The sequence below is a fragment of the Thermogutta terrifontis genome (assembly GCF_002277955.1).
Classification (GTDB): domain Bacteria; phylum Planctomycetota; class Planctomycetia; order Pirellulales; family Thermoguttaceae; genus Thermogutta; species Thermogutta terrifontis.
The window spans coordinates 3,702,211-3,719,396 of the sequence record NZ_CP018477.1 but is presented as its reverse complement, the minus strand read 5'-3'; the positions used below and the strand labels follow the sequence as shown (position 1 = coordinate 3,719,396).

Genomic DNA, 17,186 nt, shown 5'->3' with positions numbered 1-17,186 from the left:
TACGCTGTACGCCAGACGAACGGATGAAAACCCGCCACCGACACTCGCTTAAACCGCTACCCGAATACCCGGAGACATTGTGGCGGAAATAGTCACTCCTTTGATAAACTGCCCCTTCACGCTGGCAGGCCGCATCCCTTGAATATGCTCAACGAACGTTCGAATATTTTCGACAAGTTTTTGCTCGTCAAAGCTGAGCTTGCCCACCGGTGCGTGGATGTTTCCGCTGCTGTCATTGCGAAACTCAACTTTTCCGGCCTTATACTCGCGGACAGCACGACCGACGTCCGGCGTGACAGTCCCAGCTCGGGGTGAGGGCATCAATCCGCGCGGTCCCAGAATTTTTCCCAGAGGCCCCACAATCCCCATCATGTCTGGCGCTGCGATACACACGTCGAAATCCAGCCATCCATTTTTAATCTTCTCAGCCAGATCCGCTCCCCCCACTTCGTCAGCACCGGCTGCGCGGGCCGCGTCAGCCTGATCGCCCTTTGCGAACACAATCACCCGCACCGGCTTACCCAAACCGTGCGGCAGAACCACCGACCCACGGATGTTCTGGTCAGCCTGTCGGGCATCGATCCCGGTTCGGATGGCGACCTCCACAGTCTGGTCGAACTTGGTATTGTTAAAACTCTTCAAAAGTTTAACCGCCTCTTCCAAAGGTAGCGGGGTTTTCCCCGGTACCTTTTGTGCAAGTGCACGATATCTCTTGGACCGCTTCGCCATGTTGCGAACCCTTTCGAGCTCTCCCGCCCCTGCTTCTGACCGCTGGGCATCCCAGGATCGATGGAGCGGTGCGCTGGCATTCAGAATCTAAAGGCTTAACCGAATGTTCGCCGAAATCTGGCTCACCGTTATTTCTTCGCTTCGACTGTCCCTAACCACTACGCTGCGCCGTAGACGGACTCGTCTCAGTCCACAACGTCCAGCCCCATACTGCGGGCTGTTCCTTCGATAATCCGGCAAGCGTGCTCCAAATCCCGGGCGCTCAGATCAGCCATTTTCACTTTTGCGATCTCAGCAATCTGAGCCCGGGTAACCTTCCCCACCTTCTCCTTCGGAGTGTTTCCCGAACCTTTGGCAATCCCAGCGGCTTGTTTCAAGAGGTCGGACGCAAACGGAGTGTGCGTCTCCATTTCGAAAGAGCGATCATTGTATACCCGCACCACCACAGGAATTCGTAATCCAAGATACTGGCGCGTCCGCTCATTAAATTGCTGAACAAACTGACCAAGGTTGATTCCAAACCGTCCCAACGATGTACCGACAGGCGGCGCAGGCGTTGCCTGACCACCGGGTACACAAAACCGAACTGTACCAACCAACTGCTTTGCCATTCCGGTACCACCCTAGCCGACAATATTAGGCGAATTGATCGCAAATCAGGATTTGCTTGGCAAAAACCGGAGAAATCTGTTGACTCCCCGAGGCGGGCAATCTTACGCTGCTGGCTCTACCTGCCAATACTCAAGCTCCACGGGCGTGCTTCTTCCAAAAATGTTGATCATCACGGTCACACGCCCATTGGCCTCATCCACCGCCGACACTTCCCCCTCAAAATTCGCAAAATGTCCTTCGTTGATCTTTACTCGATCGCCCACTCGGCAACCAATCTTCAACTTAGGTGCGTCCTCGGCCTTTTCTTCTGCGAGCTTGGCCAAAATCCGATTTACTTCATGCGGCAGCAAGGGAGTGGGGCGACCGATCGCTCCTGTGAAGTCGCCAATACCCGGAGTTTCCCGCACGAGAAACCAGGTGTCGTCGGTCAACTCCATTTGCACGACGATATAGCCAGGGTACAGCTTTCGCCGCACCACGCGTTTTTTTCCGCCCTTAACTTCTGTGATCCGCTCGACCGGGACAATGATTTGACCGAAATACCGGTCGAGGCCCGCCACTTTGATCCGCCGCTTGAGAGCCTCGCAGGCAGAGTCCTCGCGATTGGTTTGGACTTTGACAATGTACCAGGCCATCCGCGAGCTTTTTTGGGATTCCCCTTCCGCATCCGCTGTGGGGCCGGTCCCGTTCTCGCGATTACCCCGCCGCCGAGTCTTCTTCGATGATGCTTGACCGGCCTCGTGAATTTCTGCTGACCGATCTTCGGTCCCGCCCGGCTGTTCAGCGGATTGCGGCGCCTCTTCGGAGGCGGTCTTCATAGGCGATACCCCATCCGGCCTCCAGTTGGCTTCAGCCGAACTGGATTCCTTAGGGATCGCGTTCTCTTCTAGGGGGACCTCATCCGCAAACATGAATCACCGCGAGTTGGCTACGCCATCAATGGGCGGAAAACTCTACTATATATGTTCCCAAAAATGCTCGCCAGGGGCACCCCGCTTAGAAAGCACATTGGCATTTAAAAAGCGTCCAGAAAGGCCACCCTTTCTCAACTCAAAGAACGCCCAGCCAACGGAGAAATGTGGCCCACACAAAGTCGTACACAGTCAAACAAATGGCCAAGGAAAACATCGTGACCAGCACGACGACGCAACTCCTGATGAGTTCATTCTTCGTCGGCCAGGTCACCTTCCGCATCTCGGCCTCTACGGCGATCAAAAAATCAGCCACCACCGGCACGTTCATCAGTCGATAGGCGAACCACCCGATGGCAGCCACGAAAAGGATGGGCACACCAAGTCTGACCCCGGTATCGAATCCCCAGGACCCCAGGGTTCCTTCGAGCCTCCAGGCCGCGAAAATGGCCATCGCCACAATCGCCCCAAACGTGGCCTGGCGGACCACCCGCCCCTGGGTACGCTTGTACAAACCCGTCCTGAACAGTTCCGAAACGATAATGCCGAGAACCGTCGTTTTTCGCTTGCTTGCGGCTTGGAGCATGAACGGCCGCCGTCTTGGCTAGAGACCTTCCTTTACCACCCGGGTCGGCGTCCTGCGAGAAGCCAACCCATCTTGGCGCCAGCCCACGAAATACCTCGGGATTGCTTCCCCAAAAGCAGGGGCGGAGAGACTCGAACTCCCAACCGCCGGTTTTGGAGACCGGTGCTCTACCAATTGAGCTACACCCCTACCGCGCGCACTCCGACGCGTCGCGGCTTTTTGAACCTATATAAGCTTATCCGCCTTTCGATCTGGGATCAAGCCCATCGGCTTCTGAAGGCCACAGCTCTGAACCAGACTGGCTGGTTCATTTCCTCCAGTCAGAATCCGTCGCGTGCCCTTCAAACTGCTTCTGCGATGACCCTCCGCACAGCAGACGTTAATTACTCGAGGATCTTCGTGACCACTCCAGACCCAACCGTGCGACCACCCTCGCGGATCGCGAAGCGGAGATTCTCCTGCATGGCCACAGGCGAAATCAGCTCCACTTGAAGCTTGACATTCTCGCCCGGCAAAACCATTTCTGCACCACCCAAAAGCTGAATCTCGCCGGTCACGTCTGTCGTCCGGAAATAAAACTGCGGCCGATAACCGCTCATAATCGGGGTATGACGTCCACCTTCATCCTTTGACAGGATATAAACCTCCGCCTCGAACTTCGTGTGCGGCGTGATGCTTCCCGGCTTCGCCAAAACCTGGCCGCGCTCGACTTCGTCTTTCTTAATACCACGGAGCAGACATCCGACGTTGTCGCCAGCCCGGCCTTCGTCCAGCGTCTTGTTAAACATTTCGATGCTCGTGACAACCGTCTTCCGCGGTTCTCGCGAGAAGCCCACGATCTCGACCTCGTCGCCGGGACGAATCGTGCCCTGCTCGATACGACCAGTGGCGACCGTACCACGTCCTTCGATCGAGAACACGTCCTCGACCGCCATCAGGAACGGCTTGTCGATCGGCCGCACAGGCTCGGGGATGTACGAGTCAATGGCATCGAGGAGCTCCTGAATGCACTTGGTCGCCTCAGGATCGTCAGGACGCTGATAGGCGGCCAGAGCATTCCCCCTGATAATGGGCACCTCGTCGCCCGGGAAGTCGTACTTCTTCAGCAATTCCCGCAGCTCCATTTCCACCAGGTCGAGCAGTTCCGGGTCGTCGACCAGGTCGATCTTGTTGAGGAACACCACCATCGCCGGGACGTTCACCTGGCGTGCCAGCAGCACGTGTTCCCTGGTTTGCGGCATCGGACCGTCTGCCGCCGAGACCACCAAGATGGCACCGTCCATTTGAGCCGCGCCGGTGATCATGTTCTTGATGAAGTCTGCGTGGCCCGGGCAGTCGATATGAGCATAGTGCCGCTTTTCGGTTTCATATTCCACGTGGGCCACGTGAATGGTGACCGTCTTTGTGGCGTCACGGACCGTACCACCCTTGGCGATCTCTGCATAGCTCTTGAACTTGGCAAGTCCCTTCCGGGATTGCACCGCCAAAATCGCACCGGTCAGCGTGGTCTTGCCATGGTCAATGTGACCGATCGTCCCTACGTTGACGTGGGGCTTCGTCCGAACAAATACATCCTTAGCCATTCTCGATCAATCTCCGTTCTCTGGTCTGGAACCTCGAACTTAAGTTACCTGATCACACAATCCACTCAACCGGCCGGCTCGGAAACACAATAAGCTGCTGATGGGACTTGAACCCACGACCTCGTCCTTACCAAGGACGCGCTCTACCGGCTGAGCTACAGCAGCATCGGCCTTCGCCACCGAAAGTCGCCACCCAGGGCCAGAGCGGGTGAGGGGAGTCGAACCCCCGTCAATAGCTTGGAAGGCTACTGCTCTACCGTTGAGCTACACCCGCGAGTGGCTTTCGTTTGCCACAATGGGGGGTGCAGGATTCGAACCTGCGAAGGCGTAAGCCATCAGATTTACAGTCTGACCCCTTTGACCACTCGGGAAACCCCCCAACTCTTGATGACACGCGGGCCAAGTGTCTATCGCCGTTCGGCCGCCCTTCGCCCGCAAAGCTAACGGTGGGACTCGAACCCACAACCTGCTGATTACAAGTCAGCCGCTCTGCCGATTGAGCTACGCTAGCGTTCGGCGAAGGGAAATGTAAACGATAAATATACCGCCCCGTGGAGGCAATGCAAGGTGTCCCCCGCCGGGTTGATAGGGATTCTTCCAATCGGTATTATACGACCTACCTTGATCGGCAGTAACAGTGCTTCGCCGTTGCGCCTCGGTTCTATTGCATTAAAACAACCTTAATGCAACGGCCAAACATTCCGCTAAGTGCTCATTTTATGTGGAACCGAGGCGGGGGCAGCAGGTTCATGATGAGGATACCACCTCGCCGGACCGGGTCGTAGAAAAACGCCCGGGAATAGTCGGTTCTTCATTCGCTTTCAACGTGGATCACGCGAGGGCCCCAACCAGTGAACATCCTTGCGATCGAGACAACCGCTGTCCCCGGCAGCGTGGCAGTTGCCAGTGACCAGACCATCTTGGGTGAACTTCGCCTTCCGGAATTCCCCCGGGCGGCGGCGAGTCTGGCACCCACCCTTCGCGATCTTCTGCAAATGGTGGATTGGAGCCCCAAGGACGTCGATCTGGTGAGCGTCACCGTCGGTCCGGGCCAATTCACAAGCGTTCGGATTGGGGTGGTCACGGCCAAAACTTTTGCTTACGCCGTCGGTGCGGAAGTTCTTGGCCTGAATACTTTTGACGTCTTAGCTTGGCAGACGCCGAGAATCGCAGAATATCTCGCCGTGATCGGCGATGCGCAGCGAGGTCAGATCGTTGCCCGAGCTTACACGTGGACCGACGACCGCGGCTGGATGCTTTGGGAAGACCCAGGGGTTGTCGATCTCCGGGAGTGGCTTGAAGCGTTGCTCCAGAGGGGCTCTGTCGCCGTAACCGGCCCTGGTCTCCATCGGTTCGCACAAAGTGTTAATCCCGCGGTCACAGTAGCCCAGCCAGAACTTTGGGATCCTACGGCTGCCAGCGTTGCCCAATTGGCCTATCAGCGGTACTCGGCCGGAGAGCGCGGAGATGTGTGGACACTCAAGCCCATCTACTATCGGCCGAGTTACGCTGAGGAAAAGCGAACCTCGCCCCGATTGGCAAATCCATGAGATAATGTTTCGGGGTGGCTCGTCGGCAGGCTATGCGGCTAGGAATCACGTGTTCGCAATTGCCCGAACGCCGCCTCCGCTGCTTCGAGTGTCTGGTCTATCTCCCTCTCCGAGTGCACTGTGGAGAGGAACCATGCCTCGTACTGGCTGCACGGGAGATAAACTCCTCTTTCAAGCATCGCCCAAAAGAATTGAGCGAACTGTTTCACGTCACATTGTGAGGCCGTATCCCAATCGCGGACCGGCTGCGAATTGAAAAACAAGGTGAGCATCGATCCACAGCGCTGAACTTGAACAGGAATCCCAGCCCGAGCCGCCAGAGACAAGAGCCCGTCCGCCAGTTGTTGAGAACGCTTTTCCAGTTCGGGATAAGGGTTTTCCTGTTCCAGGACCTGAAGCGTGGCCAGACCAGCTGCCATCGCCAGTGGGTTGCCGCTCAGAGTGCCCGCCTGGAACACTTTGCCGACAGGCAGGATGTGGTCCATTATTTCAGTCCGCCCACCGTAAGCTCCCACAGGCAGGCCCCCGCCGATGATTTTTCCCAGCGTGGTTAAATCCGGCAAAATACCCAAGAGGCTCTGTGCGCCTCCCAGCGCCACACGAAATCCGGTCATCACTTCATCAAAAATGAGGAGCGATCCAAACGCGGTGGTTAATTCCCGCAGTTTCCTGAGGAAGGCAACATCGGCGGGCACGCAGCCCATATTTCCCGCAACCGGCTCCACAATCACCGCTGCGATCTCGTGGCCATGCTGGTTGAACGCGTCTTCGAGTTGCCCGACGTCGTTGTACCGCAGAACGAGAGTATCTTTGGCAGCTGCGTGCGTCACGCCTGGGGACGTGGGCACCCCCAGCGTGGCTGCGGAACTCCCTGCCGCCACGAGAAGGCAATCCACGTGGCCATGGTAATTCCCGGCAAATTTGACGATTTTGTCCCGGCCGGTGTAAGCCCGCGCGAGACGGATAGCGCTCATGGTGGCCTCGGTACCGGAATTGACAAAGCGGACCTTTTCCACGGAGGGCACGAGCCGACAGACAACTTCGGCGAGTTGCGTTTCCAACTCGGTAGGAGCTCCAAAACTTGTTCCACGATGAATGGCACGCTCGAGCGCAGAGACGACGGCCGGATGGGCGTGTCCAAGAATCATCGGCCCCCAGGAAAGCACGTAATCAATGTAGGAATTCCCATCGATATCGTAGAGGCGACAACCCTCTCCCCGCTCGATCACGATCGGGTGGCCCCCTACCGCGCCGAATGCTCGCGCCGGACTATTGACCCCACCCGGTATGACTCGTTTCGCTCGCTCGAAAGCCACGCGGCTACGCTCCCATCGCATAATGCGCCTCCATCTCCTGTTTTTGCGACACTGGGGATACTCGGACAGCACCAGGTTCGCTGCGTGATTGGAGAAAACTCATCTTAGCCGGGAAATAGCGGATTTCCCATGATGGCAAGAAAAGAAAACTCCCTGAAAATCATTCAGGGAGTGTCAACCAATGGAACGACCTGAATCGCGGGCCACGACCCTGGCATCCACAGCCGAGCTAACACCGCCCAACTAGAGCTGGCAAACAGGTGGGTGCTTCACAACCACGCGTCACAAGCTATGTACAGGTCATAACCTGCTGCGCCCGGCCGCGAACCAGGAAATCCCCGCTCACGGAGGACAGCTCTTAGTTTTGATCACGAGGGATGAAGCGGTCGGACTTATTGTTCGCAACTCTTCTTGGCCAGAGTTCCACAGATGCTGAAGAACTGCGGAAGACGTCTCCGGGGTGCGAACGATCACGATCAGGTCCACATTCCGTGGCCCGGATGGCTCTGCACCGTCGGACATGCGGGGAGTTGGATCGGGAAGCGGATAGTACATGCAGAACAGGCAGAAGCACCAGCCTCGCGAAAGTCCACAGTCGCACGACATCGAAATACCCGGCTCCTGGGTGCAGCCGCAGCCGGGCGGTGGACACGCGGGTGGCTTGTTCTTCTCAGTGGGTACAGTGACGACGATTCCCAAGGTCCGGACGGGATACTTTTCCAGCCACTTGGCAAGCATCTCCGCCAATTTGTGCGTATCATCCTCCTGAACTCCCTGGGGAGCACGCGGCCCTCGTATGAGCCGATTATCCCCATTCAACTTCCGTGCTGCGTCGGCTTTGGTAATCTTGCCTCCCCTGCTCAATTCCTCGATCGCAGGTCGGAGCATTTCCTCGATCTGTTGCGAGGCCTGAACCGCCACCTGGTTGCCGTCGTTAACGATGATCACCCGGGTGGGGCGGGCAATGACCATGCCTCGTCCCACGTCCCTCTTTCCATTGCCTTCTGGGGTTTGTGCGGAACCCGGGCCTGGCTGATGCGCTTTTGTCTCTTCCGTCGTGGGAGCAGGCTTTACCACCTGAGGTAAAGGAAACGGAAGTCTCTTTGGCCGTTGGGGCACCGCTGGGGTTGGTTCATTTTGGGGCACAGGCTGACCTTTGTCTCTCGGCCCCAGATTCCGTAAGACCTGTGCGGGCGAGTTCAGTGCTAGCACGACACAGCACACACTCGCCAGGAACAAGCGCTTCGCCAATCGCATGACTTTTGTTCTCCTTTTTTGCTGGTTCGAGCCCAAGACGGCTGGCCAACGAACTGGGCTCATCTTTCTATATCTATTTCTTAGCTCACTATTTTGTCAAAAACAACAAACAAAAATCCCAGTCGTTCGTTCCTCAAAAACCGCAAAACAGAATCGGATCCACGAATTTTGCGGAATTTACCGACGATGAACCTGCATTCGGTCCTGTCCGGTGGTTCGCTGCACGCCACAGCGGCGTGCCAAGACAAGCGATTGGCAACACGCTAGTTGCCGCAGTCCGCAAACGGTCCTCGCGCAATCATTGCGTGCTCAATCTGAACCGATCTGAAACTAACAAAGGCACTCTTACGGCTTCTGAATCGATGGCGTTGCCAGAGCTTTGGGGACTCGTCGGCGGTCTGTCGCAAGTTTGCTCGGAACGGCCGCTCTCCATCCGCGCTGAAGCCGCGGCCGGGCATCTGCGCAGACCGATTTCAAGCGTCAGCAGCGCAACGGAAGCACGCTTGTGACTGCTACTCACCGGGACACAAGTGATACGAACAAGATCATCGCCGCTGCGTTGTTGCGCATGGGATTGCGCGACGAAAAAATTTGTTTGGGTGATCTTGCAGACGAAACGGAGAAAGCTAAACTCGTTGCATATGGGTTTGCATCCCATCTAGCACTCAAAGATGGCAAGTTTTGTGGGTATCTTGCCCAAAACATGGCAGTGTGATAAAAAGAGAGCACGACGAAAAACGAACTCAGGCCGATGTCGCAAACTCCCTTAATCCTCGGGGAATATGTGCGTGCTCTGGACGAGCGATATCGGCTCTCCATTCCCAACGAATTGATGGACTTACTGGCTCCCGACGCGAAAGAGTGTGTTCTGGTCAAGGAGAGGCGAGGTTGTCTGAGTTTATGGAGCCAACAAAACTGGCGAACGCGTTGGGAAGCCGGCGTGGAGCTGATCCGACAAAAAGTCCAAATGGGAAGGCTGGACACGCGGCTTTCCGATGTGCAGCGTTTTGGGCGGCTCCTCTCCAGCCGCTTCCGAACTGTTCCCGTTGCACAACGCGGTCGGATCGTCATCCCGGAAGGTTTCAGGGAGTTTCTTGCCGTTGAAGCCGGCGGTGAAGTGATGGTGGTGGGAGCGGCTGTTTGCGTCGAAATTTGGCATCCCGAACATTGGAAGAAATACCTGGAAAAGGCCATGCCGAGATTTGCCAGATTGTACGAAAGCCTGGCCCAGTAGTTCCCGGCGGGCATTGGCCTGAAGAGTCCAAGAATTTGGGAGGAAGGTAGGTCTGAGACGGGGGGGGAAAGGGAAGCAGCGAAATAACGCAAGGACGACAGGGGAAGATCGGCGAACCGTCGTGATTCCGTACGGCCGCCGACGCGTTCACGGACGAATGAGCAGTTCAAGGATGGCGGCCCGCTCGGCCGGTGGGTGGAACGGAATCCTGGCCGCGCTCGGTCATTCGGACAGGTGCTGCGCGCCCATGTGTGTCACCCGATACCCCACATGGGTCACGGATTGGTTGCCTGATGGGGAATTGGAGGCCCCGACCTGCTCCAGCCAATGACCGAGCGCGGCTTTTTTTATCCTATAGACGGTCAATCGTCATGTGAAGTTACGAGAGTCGATTGAAAATCCGAACTCACGCAGAACCGGCAAAGTTTCTTTGGCTGAACACGCAGATCCGAAGATAATTCCTTTTCCAACGTGGCCCACGCTACGTCCCCTGTGCCCGAAGATCGGCACTTCGCTATCCACCGAAAGCCTCATCGAGACCTCGGGGACCAGGTTACTCGTCACCTTGATCAGACTACCTGAGGAGGCACAGAAGGTGGTGAGAGAGGTGCCCGTCGCTTGGTGGTCGCATTACCAGACTTCTTCGAGTCATTTACGAGGTAAGGTCGCCAGTGCTGTTGTGTGGGAGGCAAATTGCTTGAGTTTACTGGGGACGGATCGCCTGAGGTTGCTGGCCCAGGTGCGGCGGAGTGCCAGAGGGTGAGGCCGATGCCGGTTCTGTCACCTTCGCCCAGGACGGATCGGGCAAAATCGGCCTGAATGGATCCTCTTTGAAAATCCGTAGCGGGTCGAAGGCATTCACTTTGATGCGATCAAACTGGAATACGGTCCGGGACTGCGTGTTGGGTTGGGCACTGGGGTGGTAAAGCTGAAGGGCATAAATATCCAGTGCAGGCAGCTTTAAAATAAGCTGCGCCCTCTGAAAATTGGCCGCCTCCCGCTGATACCGGGGAAACGCCTCCAGCCAGATTTCATCCTTCACATTTTGAGGAGTGATGATCCTCATGTAGTAACGTCGCTTGAGGGATTCGGCTTCCGCACCAAACAGAAATGGCAGAGGTCCCTCGGTGATTGCCTTCCCCTGAAGTTCGGGGGGAAGCGGGGTTTCCACAATCTGCTTGGTCTCAAATCGGTATTCATACACGGCGCGACCATCGCACACCCAGCGCTCAGGATGCGCCGCGGGTTGCCAGCGGTTTTCCACAACCTCTTCGTCCACCCGAAATAGCCCTTTGTCCGGTGCCGAATACAGGATTCTGCCGCGCGTGATGCGCTTCGGCTGATTGGGCGGTCCCCACACGGGGTCAAATTCCCACCGCGTGAATTCGCATTCGAACGTCTTGATGCGGGAACTTCTTTCTTCCCACGCGCGGAGCACCCGATCAAGTTGCTCTTGCTCGTAGGGAGTTAATGTGAACGGAGGCGGTAGCAGGGCATTGGTCGATTGCGCGTCGTTGGGGGTAATTGGCTGGCTCGGATTCGGCACGGCTGGCGCCTGCGCAGCGGCGGGCGGAACATAACCCTCGTTGCCTCGTGGAGGAATAGCGGACTGTCCTGCACCGCCGGCGGGAACCTGGCCGGATGCGTCGTTTAAACCAAGAAGCGTCAAAAGGGTAATCGCACTCCCGAGACAAAACCACCGTGACACGGCGAAAAACCGAGGGCCATCCCCTGGCCGGGAACACACCATGGATCCGCTCCTCCTGAAAGGAAAGGGCCGTTTGCTTGCAGCCCGCCGTCTTTACATTCTGCCAGCCGTCGTTTAATAACTCCCTGAATCTTACCGGGAGCCCTACATTTTCCCAAGATCACTTCTGAAGACTGGGGACTACAAACGGCAGAAAAGAACAAATCGTGCTGAAGCTTATTCTCGGTAGGGAGAGCCCGTGTGGAAAGCACGGACCGCCCTAACTCACTGGACCAGCCCCAGCTTGCGAAGTTTCTCCAAACACTCGTCCCGTTCCCGGCAGCGGGAAAGTCCTTGCCAAGACGGGTGCTGCAACTCCATGAAATCTTCCTCCGTCGCCGGTATCCGCCCGCGCGACGCCAACTTGTGAATTACTTCGCAGTCCAGGCGGGACAGCACCACGCTTTGCAAGCGATAATCCAGAAATGCTTCCCAGGTGATGGGGAAAAGCCGTGCCACGATTTCGTGCCCTATCACCTGCGCATACTGAGCGATTTCCCACTGCGCGTGCGGATCCATGCGCAATTCGAGAAAATGGAGAAGATTATGAAGATCGATTTTCCAGTAGGCCTCCGTGTAAGTGGAGAGCGGCAAATCCTTACGCGCCTGTTCTCGCGCCACGCCTAACTCAAGTCGATGCTGGTACACCCGGCGGGCGTATTCCTGGAGTTCTCGCTCTTCCTCGCTGAGCTGTCGACCGATTTCGGGGTCGAGAAACCCCTCACTTCCCTGCCGGTTGTTCCTTGATTGCCGCCGCCAACCGTCGGGCGGGGTGCGGTGTGCAGCATCGATGGCGATCGAGTATCGCGTGCTGTATTCATTCACCGAGGCCGTGCGATGCCGAATCCACTGCCGCCAGATATCCATCGGCACCCGCACCAGAAGCTTGATTTCGGCCATCTCGAAAGGCGTCGTGTGGCGGTGCCGCATGAGGTAACGGATGAGCGTTCGGTCATCGGAGACAGTTTTGGTGCCCGCCCCATAACTGACGCGGGCAGCCTGGACAATGGCCGAGTCATCTCCCATGACATCCACAAGTGCAACGAAACCATCGTCCAGAACTTGGAACTTCTTCCAGCGAAGCGCTTCAATCTGCTCTGCGTTGCTGTTCATGGCCGACGTCAGTCACGTTTTTCTCTCTATCCACAAAACCCCTTATCAGTCCTTCCACACGCCCAGCCGTTCGCCAAACCAGCGTCACTTTTTGCAAAAAGCCTCGAAATCATTTTTTGTCCGGGGGTTTCTTCTGAAGCTCCTCGTAAAGCCTCGCCAGATACTCAGGATTATCGGTTTTTACCAGATGAGCGATGCGTGATTCGGGCACGCTCAGATTGCGGAGGGTGGCTTCGATACGCTTCCACAATCGCTGGCGGGCTTTTCCTTCGGCCAAATAAAGGTCCCCAATCATGTCTCCCAGCTTCTGGAGCATGATCGTGTCGCGGTTTTCGTAATAGCGACGAATAACTGCTTCCTGATAAGGGGTGCGTTCGGGTTGCGAGTGCTGCGGTTTGTCGGTCACGTTGAACCTTTCCTTCCCGCTGAGGCCACGATGATCGCCATGGGTAACGTTTTATTATCTGTTGGGATCGAAAGCCCGACGAGCCCGGCATGAACTCTTTTCAATCCAATACACGCTTCGTACATTAAAGAGAATCGAGCCGGCCAAGCAAATCGCCCGGGATGTGCCTGTCGGCCGAGAGCCACCCTGCTCCAGTCCTGCGGGTGAGCCTTGCCAAAATAGCAAATGGCTGCCGATGAAGACCGTTATCGCCATTGTAAGACCGTTTGTAGCGGAGCGAATTCTGGAAGCGCTGCAACTGGCGCCGGTGGAAATGTGCACTGTGCGAGAGGTCAAGGGGTTCGGCCGACAAAAGAATTACCTCGAAGAGTATCGAGGGGGGGATTACGCACTGGCCTTCATTCCCAAAGTGCAGATCACAATCTGGGTGGAAGATTTTCGTACTGAAGAAATCGTTCGGCTCATTATCACTCATGCCAGAACCGGCCGCATGGGCGATGGAAAAATCTTCATCCTCCCCGCCGATATGCGAGGGTTGGAAGTCCATGAAGTCGCGGAAAGAAGATCCTCCCAGGATGAGGAGTTACCGGAAGATGGCCCCTTACGACTGCTCGCGTTCTGAGCCGGGGCGCCAGATTCTTGAAACTGGAGAATCAATCGGAGCATTCCATCCGCTTCCAATGGCTGCACATTTAGAACCACAAGATCCGGCAGGCCGTCAATGACAGGTCGTTTTCCGGAATAGTCATGTGATCGCATGCCGCTGGCTATCCCCTGAAACATCCGTGGCCGTGACGGGTCGCTTTATGGGCTGTCTCGACGACGCCACAATTCACTAGTTGGAACCGCTTCGATTAACAAAGCTGGTACGCTCAGTTTGCAGAGGAGTCACGCACCGTGCTCGGGGAAACGCTGGAACCCAAGGTCTATTTCGATCGTCTGGCGGAGGAACTCGGGAAACTGGATCTCGCTGCGTTGGCAACACTTTCGGACTGGCTCTATGACGCTTGGGAGCATCGGCGATGGGTCTTCGTCTGCGGAAATGGCGGCTCGGCGGCCACCGCTAACCACCTTGCCCAGGACCTCGCCAAAGGAGTCATCCGGGAAGAAGATCTTCGCACCGATCGACGCCGCGGCTTCCGCTCCGTCAGTCTGGCGGCCAATATAAGCTGGTTTTCGGCCCTGGGGAACGATTTGGGCTACGATCAGGTCTTTGTACAGCAACTGGCCAATTACGGCAGTTCAGGAGATGTGCTTATCGCCATTAGTGGGTCCGGTAACAGCCCGAACATCCTAGAGGCTGTGGAATGGGCAAACTCGCATGGTCTGAAAACTTATGGTCTGACAGGATTCGATGGCGGAAAGCTGAAGCAAATCCAGCAAGCTGGGCTGCACGTTCCGCTTGATGATATGGAGATGGTGGAAAGCATCCACTCCTGCGTATGTCACTGGCTTGTGGATGACCTTCGGGCACGGATCTATCGCACAGGACGTTATGCAGCATCGGCGTGGGGGACCAGATGAGCTTCTGCTGCCGTCGCGAGGAAGCATTTTCCTGGCAAGCTGTGGGGTGCGTAATCATCAGAGATCCGTGGTCGGGACGTCCTGCCCAGAGCGGCAGATAGGACACTGAGGTCTTCTGCGCCAGAAGATCGGAAACTACAATGGACGCCTGAGATGTTCTTACCACAGGTTCCATAAGCCGCCTTATCAGTGGGGGAGGCACACCATGAAGAGGATGACTCTGCCGGTCAGTTATAGTGGTCTGGTCATTCTGGCTCTCGTTTTTTTGGGCACTGCTCAGGGGGAAACCGCGGGATCTGGGGTAGCCGCAAAGGAGCTCCCTAACATTGTGCTCATCTACGCAGATGATTTGGGCTACGGGGATGTAGGATGCTACGGTGCGAAACGGATTCCCACGCCCAACATCGATCGTCTGGCGAGAGAGGGACTGCTCTTTCGCGATGCCCATTCGCCTGCCGCCACATGCACACCTTCACGGTATGCGCTATTGACGGGGCAGTACGCGTTCCGCAAACCCGGCACCGGCGTCCTGCCTGGAGACGCAGCCTTAATCATCGAACCCGGTCGCGTCACTTTGCCCTCCGTGTTGAAAAAAGCCGGCTACACCACCGCGGTCGTCGGCAAGTGGCACCTGGGATTAGGAGACGGTGCGATCGACTGGAACGGCGAAATCAAGCCCGGTCCGCTGGAAATTGGATTCGATTATTCTTTCATCATTCCCGCCACGGGAGACCGCGTTCCCTGCGTGTACGTGGAAAACCATCGCGTGGTGGGAGCCGATCCCAACGATCCGATCCGCGTCAGTTACAAAGAGAAAATCGGCGATGAACCCACCGGCCGGGAAAGACCCGACCTGCTGAAATACCCGTTCAGTCACGGACATGACGGCACGATTGTTAACGGCATCAGCCGTATTGGATTTATGTCTGGGGGCAAGAAAGCCCGCTGGGTGGACGAGGACATGGCCGACGTTCTCACCCAGAAAGCCCTGCGGTTTATGGAAGAGCACCGTGACAAGCGGTTCTTCCTCTACTTCGCCACGCATGACATCCACGTCCCGCGTCTCCCTCATTCCCGTTTCGTGGGCAAAAGTCAGTGTGGTTTGCGCGGTGATGCGGTTGTGGAGTTCGACTGGTGCGTGGGAGAAATCCTTGCCGCCCTCGACAAGCTCGGGCTGCGAGAGAACACCCTTGTGATTTTTACCAGCGACAACGGCCCTGTGGTGGACGACGGATATCGCGATGGTGCCGTGGAACACCTGGGAGATCACAAGCCCGCCGGTCCGTGGCGTGGAGGAAAATACAGCGCCTTCGAAGGCGGAACGAGGGTACCCATGATCGTTCGGTGGCCCGGCCATGTGCCCGCCGGGAAAGAAACCGACGCCCTGGTCTGCCATGTGGATTTTCTGGCATCATTGGCCGAGCTCGTCGGTCAACCGCTGCCTGCGGAGGCGGCCCCCGATAGCATTAACGTCCTCGACGCGCTGCTTGGAAAGTCGGCTCAAGGTCGAGATGAATTAGTGGAACAGGCTGGCGTTCTGGCCCTGCGCCAGGGAAGCTGGAAGTACATTCCGCCGCGGAAGGGCCAGGCCGTCAACCCCAACACGGGCATAGAACTTGGTGTCGCCCCGGAGGGAATGCTGTTCAATCTCGCTGAAGATCCGGGCGAGCAGCACAATCTGGTGAAGAAGCTTCCCGAGAAAGCCCAGGCCACGGCGCAACGCTTGCAAGAAATCCGCCAGGCACGCACTCGCCCCTGAGCGTGCGACTCGCTTGACAATAAGTTTTCACGCGATCCGCCAGCTTGTCCGTTGGACGCCGGGTTCCTTCTTCATTCCCCTGGGGATGTTGCGTTTTTGAAACATCTTCCTAGGGATGTTGTGATCGCTCATCGCCACTCGTCCATCTCATCGTGCTTGATGGGCCGTTGGGTACTGGCTTTTTCTGCGAGCGGCATGAGGTTTGCACGAAACCGTGTTCGACAGTCCAATCGCTCGTAATCGCACCATATTCCTTCTCCAAACGAAGATGATGAATTCTGCTCATTTTCCGGAAAATGCATCCGCTATTAAGGGACGAACGCCGGTGATCTCTCGACGCAGGCAGAGCCGACGCTATTTGTCTCGCTACGGAGTCCTAAGCCTGGAGCTCGTCCTCGTGCTGCCGCTCATGCTGGTGGCACTTCTTGCCACGGTGCAATTCGGAAAATACTTCGCCAATTTACAGGAGTTGGCGTTCGCCACCCGCGTTGGTGCCGAAGAAGCGGCCAAGACTTCTGGGCTTTCCACAATGGAAGGCGATCCGGTACCGGCCAACGTTGTCCAGGCCGTTGATCAACAACTGGCGGCCTTCGGTGTGACACGCCGAATTATTGTTCTGGAGCACAACGCTGGAGGAATCCCCGTGAGCCTGGTGGATCCGGCCGGGGCACCTATCCCGACCAAGCTCAGTCCAGTCCCCCCTGGGCAATATGTACGGATACTCATCACGGTTCCAAAGGCAGATATTATGCCGGAGTTGCTGAAGGTGTTTGGGCTTCACCTGGCAGGGGGCTGCAAAACAACCACGCTCTCCACAGTGTGGGCCTATGAAAAGTGAGCGAGATGCTCGAGCTCCGGG

18 protein-coding genes and 5 tRNA genes are annotated in these 17,186 nt (G+C 56.7%); 8 read left to right on the top strand and 15 right to left on the bottom strand.

All coding sequences use genetic code 11. The annotated features are described in order from the left end of the window. Positions 1–48: 48 nt before the first annotated feature. From rplA to THTE_RS13775, 10 genes are all read right to left on the bottom strand, one after another. The gene (gene rplA / locus THTE_RS13820) at positions 49–729 is read right to left on the bottom strand and encodes a 50S ribosomal protein L1 (protein ID WP_095415977.1); all 681 of its coding nucleotides are present in this window, start codon (positions 727–729) and stop codon (positions 49–51) included. A gap of 185 nt (positions 730–914) precedes the next feature. Then, positions 915–1,340 (bottom strand): 50S ribosomal protein L11, encoded by a 426-nt coding sequence (rplK, locus tag THTE_RS13815; protein WP_095415976.1) that lies wholly within the window; start codon positions 1,338–1,340, stop codon positions 915–917. Positions 1,341–1,442: 102 nt separating this feature from the next. After that, positions 1,443–2,159 (bottom strand): transcription termination/antitermination protein NusG, encoded by a 717-nt coding sequence (gene nusG / locus THTE_RS13810; protein ID WP_095415975.1) that lies wholly within the window; start codon positions 2,157–2,159, stop codon positions 1,443–1,445. 232 nt (positions 2,160–2,391) lie between these two features. After that, entirely contained in the window at positions 2,392–2,838 is a 447-nt protein-coding gene (gene secE / locus THTE_RS13805) for a preprotein translocase subunit SecE (protein WP_095415974.1), read from the bottom strand. A gap of 116 nt (positions 2,839–2,954) precedes the next feature. After that, positions 2,955–3,027 (bottom strand) — tRNA-Trp (locus tag THTE_RS13800). Positions 3,028–3,221: 194 nt separating this feature from the next. Beyond that, complete coding sequence (gene tuf, locus THTE_RS13795) at positions 3,222–4,421, bottom strand: elongation factor Tu (protein ID WP_095415973.1); 1,200 nt, start codon at positions 4,419–4,421, stop codon at positions 3,222–3,224. A gap of 92 nt (positions 4,422–4,513) precedes the next feature. Next, positions 4,514–4,586, bottom strand: a tRNA-Thr gene (locus tag THTE_RS13790). Between the two features lie 38 nt (positions 4,587–4,624). Beyond that, a tRNA-Gly gene (locus THTE_RS13785) sits at positions 4,625–4,695 on the bottom strand. 22 nt (positions 4,696–4,717) lie between these two features. After that, positions 4,718–4,800: transfer RNA gene (locus tag THTE_RS13780), tRNA-Tyr, on the bottom strand. Between the two features lie 59 nt (positions 4,801–4,859). After that, positions 4,860–4,932 (bottom strand) — tRNA-Thr (locus tag THTE_RS13775). A 340-nt stretch (positions 4,933–5,272) separates the two neighbouring features. Between THTE_RS13775 and tsaB the strand changes: the two genes are divergently transcribed. Then, the gene (gene tsaB / locus THTE_RS13770) at positions 5,273–5,971 is read left to right on the top strand and encodes a tRNA (adenosine(37)-N6)-threonylcarbamoyltransferase complex dimerization subunit type 1 TsaB (protein WP_157732111.1); all 699 of its coding nucleotides are present in this window, start codon (positions 5,273–5,275) and stop codon (positions 5,969–5,971) included. 38 nt (positions 5,972–6,009) lie between these two features. Here the strand turns inward: tsaB and hemL are convergent, their stop codons facing one another. Both hemL and THTE_RS13760 read right to left on the bottom strand, forming a co-directional pair. Next, the gene (gene hemL, locus THTE_RS13765; protein WP_095415971.1) at positions 6,010–7,308 is read right to left on the bottom strand and encodes a glutamate-1-semialdehyde 2,1-aminomutase; all 1,299 of its coding nucleotides are present in this window, start codon (positions 7,306–7,308) and stop codon (positions 6,010–6,012) included. 321 nt (positions 7,309–7,629) lie between these two features. Continuing rightward, complete coding sequence (locus THTE_RS13760) at positions 7,630–8,544, bottom strand: hypothetical protein (protein ID WP_095415970.1); 915 nt, start codon at positions 8,542–8,544, stop codon at positions 7,630–7,632. Between the two features lie 5 nt (positions 8,545–8,549). Between THTE_RS13760 and THTE_RS13755 the strand changes: the two genes are divergently transcribed. The 3 genes from THTE_RS13755 to THTE_RS13745 are packed head-to-tail and all read left to right on the top strand — an operon-like array spanning position 8,550 to position 9,778. Continuing rightward, positions 8,550–9,053: a hypothetical protein gene (locus THTE_RS13755; protein ID WP_095415969.1), complete on the top strand. Its 504-nt coding sequence runs from the start codon at positions 8,550–8,552 to the stop codon at positions 9,051–9,053. Then, entirely contained in the window at positions 9,050–9,259 is a 210-nt protein-coding gene (locus THTE_RS13750) for a hypothetical protein (protein WP_095415968.1), read from the top strand. Before THTE_RS13755 ends, THTE_RS13750 begins: the two co-directional genes overlap by 4 nt. A gap of 36 nt (positions 9,260–9,295) precedes the next feature. After that, positions 9,296–9,778 carry a division/cell wall cluster transcriptional repressor MraZ gene (locus tag THTE_RS13745; protein ID WP_095415967.1) on the top strand — a complete coding sequence of 161 codons (483 nt, stop codon included), beginning with the start codon at positions 9,296–9,298 and terminating at the stop codon, positions 9,776–9,778. Between the two features lie 703 nt (positions 9,779–10,481). Here the strand turns inward: THTE_RS13745 and THTE_RS13740 are convergent. The 3 genes from THTE_RS13740 to THTE_RS13730 form a co-directional block, all read right to left on the bottom strand. Then, positions 10,482–11,528 (bottom strand): TIGR03009 domain-containing protein, encoded by a 1,047-nt coding sequence (locus THTE_RS13740; RefSeq protein WP_095415966.1) that lies wholly within the window; start codon positions 11,526–11,528, stop codon positions 10,482–10,484. A gap of 222 nt (positions 11,529–11,750) precedes the next feature. Beyond that, positions 11,751–12,638, bottom strand: coding sequence for an FAD-dependent thymidylate synthase (thyX, locus tag THTE_RS13735; protein ID WP_095415965.1), 888 nt, complete (start codon positions 12,636–12,638; stop codon positions 11,751–11,753). A 109-nt stretch (positions 12,639–12,747) separates the two neighbouring features. Beyond that, positions 12,748–13,044 (bottom strand): hypothetical protein, encoded by a 297-nt coding sequence (locus THTE_RS13730; RefSeq protein WP_095415964.1) that lies wholly within the window; start codon positions 13,042–13,044, stop codon positions 12,748–12,750. A 235-nt stretch (positions 13,045–13,279) separates the two neighbouring features. Between THTE_RS13730 and THTE_RS13725 the strand changes: the two genes are divergently transcribed. The 4 genes from THTE_RS13725 to THTE_RS13710 all read left to right on the top strand — a co-directional run bounded on the left by THTE_RS13725 (position 13,280) and on the right by THTE_RS13710 (position 17,165). After that, positions 13,280–13,666 carry a P-II family nitrogen regulator gene (locus THTE_RS13725; RefSeq protein WP_095415963.1) on the top strand — a complete coding sequence of 129 codons (387 nt, stop codon included), beginning with the start codon at positions 13,280–13,282 and terminating at the stop codon, positions 13,664–13,666. A 275-nt stretch (positions 13,667–13,941) separates the two neighbouring features. Continuing rightward, positions 13,942–14,568: a D-sedoheptulose-7-phosphate isomerase gene (locus tag THTE_RS13720; RefSeq protein WP_095415962.1), complete on the top strand. Its 627-nt coding sequence runs from the start codon at positions 13,942–13,944 to the stop codon at positions 14,566–14,568. Positions 14,569–14,773: 205 nt separating this feature from the next. Next, positions 14,774–16,327: a sulfatase family protein gene (locus THTE_RS13715; protein WP_095415961.1), complete on the top strand. Its 1,554-nt coding sequence runs from the start codon at positions 14,774–14,776 to the stop codon at positions 16,325–16,327. A 325-nt stretch (positions 16,328–16,652) separates the two neighbouring features. Further along, entirely contained in the window at positions 16,653–17,165 is a 513-nt protein-coding gene (locus THTE_RS13710) for a TadE/TadG family type IV pilus assembly protein (RefSeq protein WP_157732110.1), read from the top strand. Positions 17,166–17,186 lie beyond the last annotated feature (21 nt).

Coding starts and splice junctions, on each gene's coding strand:
- secE (WP_095415974.1), bottom strand. CDS start 2,838: ATGCTCCAAGCCGCAAGCAAGCGAAAAACGACGGTTCTCGGCATTATC.
- THTE_RS13725 (WP_095415963.1), top strand. CDS start 13,280: ATGAAGACCGTTATCGCCATTGTAAGACCGTTTGTAGCGGAGCGAATT.
- hemL (WP_095415971.1), bottom strand. CDS start 7,308: ATGCGATGGGAGCGTAGCCGCGTGGCTTTCGAGCGAGCGAAACGAGTC.
- tuf (WP_095415973.1), bottom strand. CDS start 4,421: ATGGCTAAGGATGTATTTGTTCGGACGAAGCCCCACGTCAACGTAGGG.
- THTE_RS13760 (WP_095415970.1), bottom strand. CDS start 8,544: ATGCGATTGGCGAAGCGCTTGTTCCTGGCGAGTGTGTGCTGTGTCGTG.
- thyX (WP_095415965.1), bottom strand. CDS start 12,638: ATGAACAGCAACGCAGAGCAGATTGAAGCGCTTCGCTGGAAGAAGTTC.
- nusG (WP_095415975.1), bottom strand. CDS start 2,159: ATGAAGACCGCCTCCGAAGAGGCGCCGCAATCCGCTGAACAGCCGGGC.
- rplK (WP_095415976.1), bottom strand. CDS start 1,340: ATGGCAAAGCAGTTGGTTGGTACAGTTCGGTTTTGTGTACCCGGTGGT.
- THTE_RS13740 (WP_095415966.1), bottom strand. CDS start 11,528: ATGGTGTGTTCCCGGCCAGGGGATGGCCCTCGGTTTTTCGCCGTGTCA.
- THTE_RS13745 (WP_095415967.1), top strand. CDS start 9,296: ATGTCGCAAACTCCCTTAATCCTCGGGGAATATGTGCGTGCTCTGGAC.
- THTE_RS13715 (WP_095415961.1), top strand. CDS start 14,774: ATGAAGAGGATGACTCTGCCGGTCAGTTATAGTGGTCTGGTCATTCTG.
- rplA (WP_095415977.1), bottom strand. CDS start 729: ATGGCGAAGCGGTCCAAGAGATATCGTGCACTTGCACAAAAGGTACCG.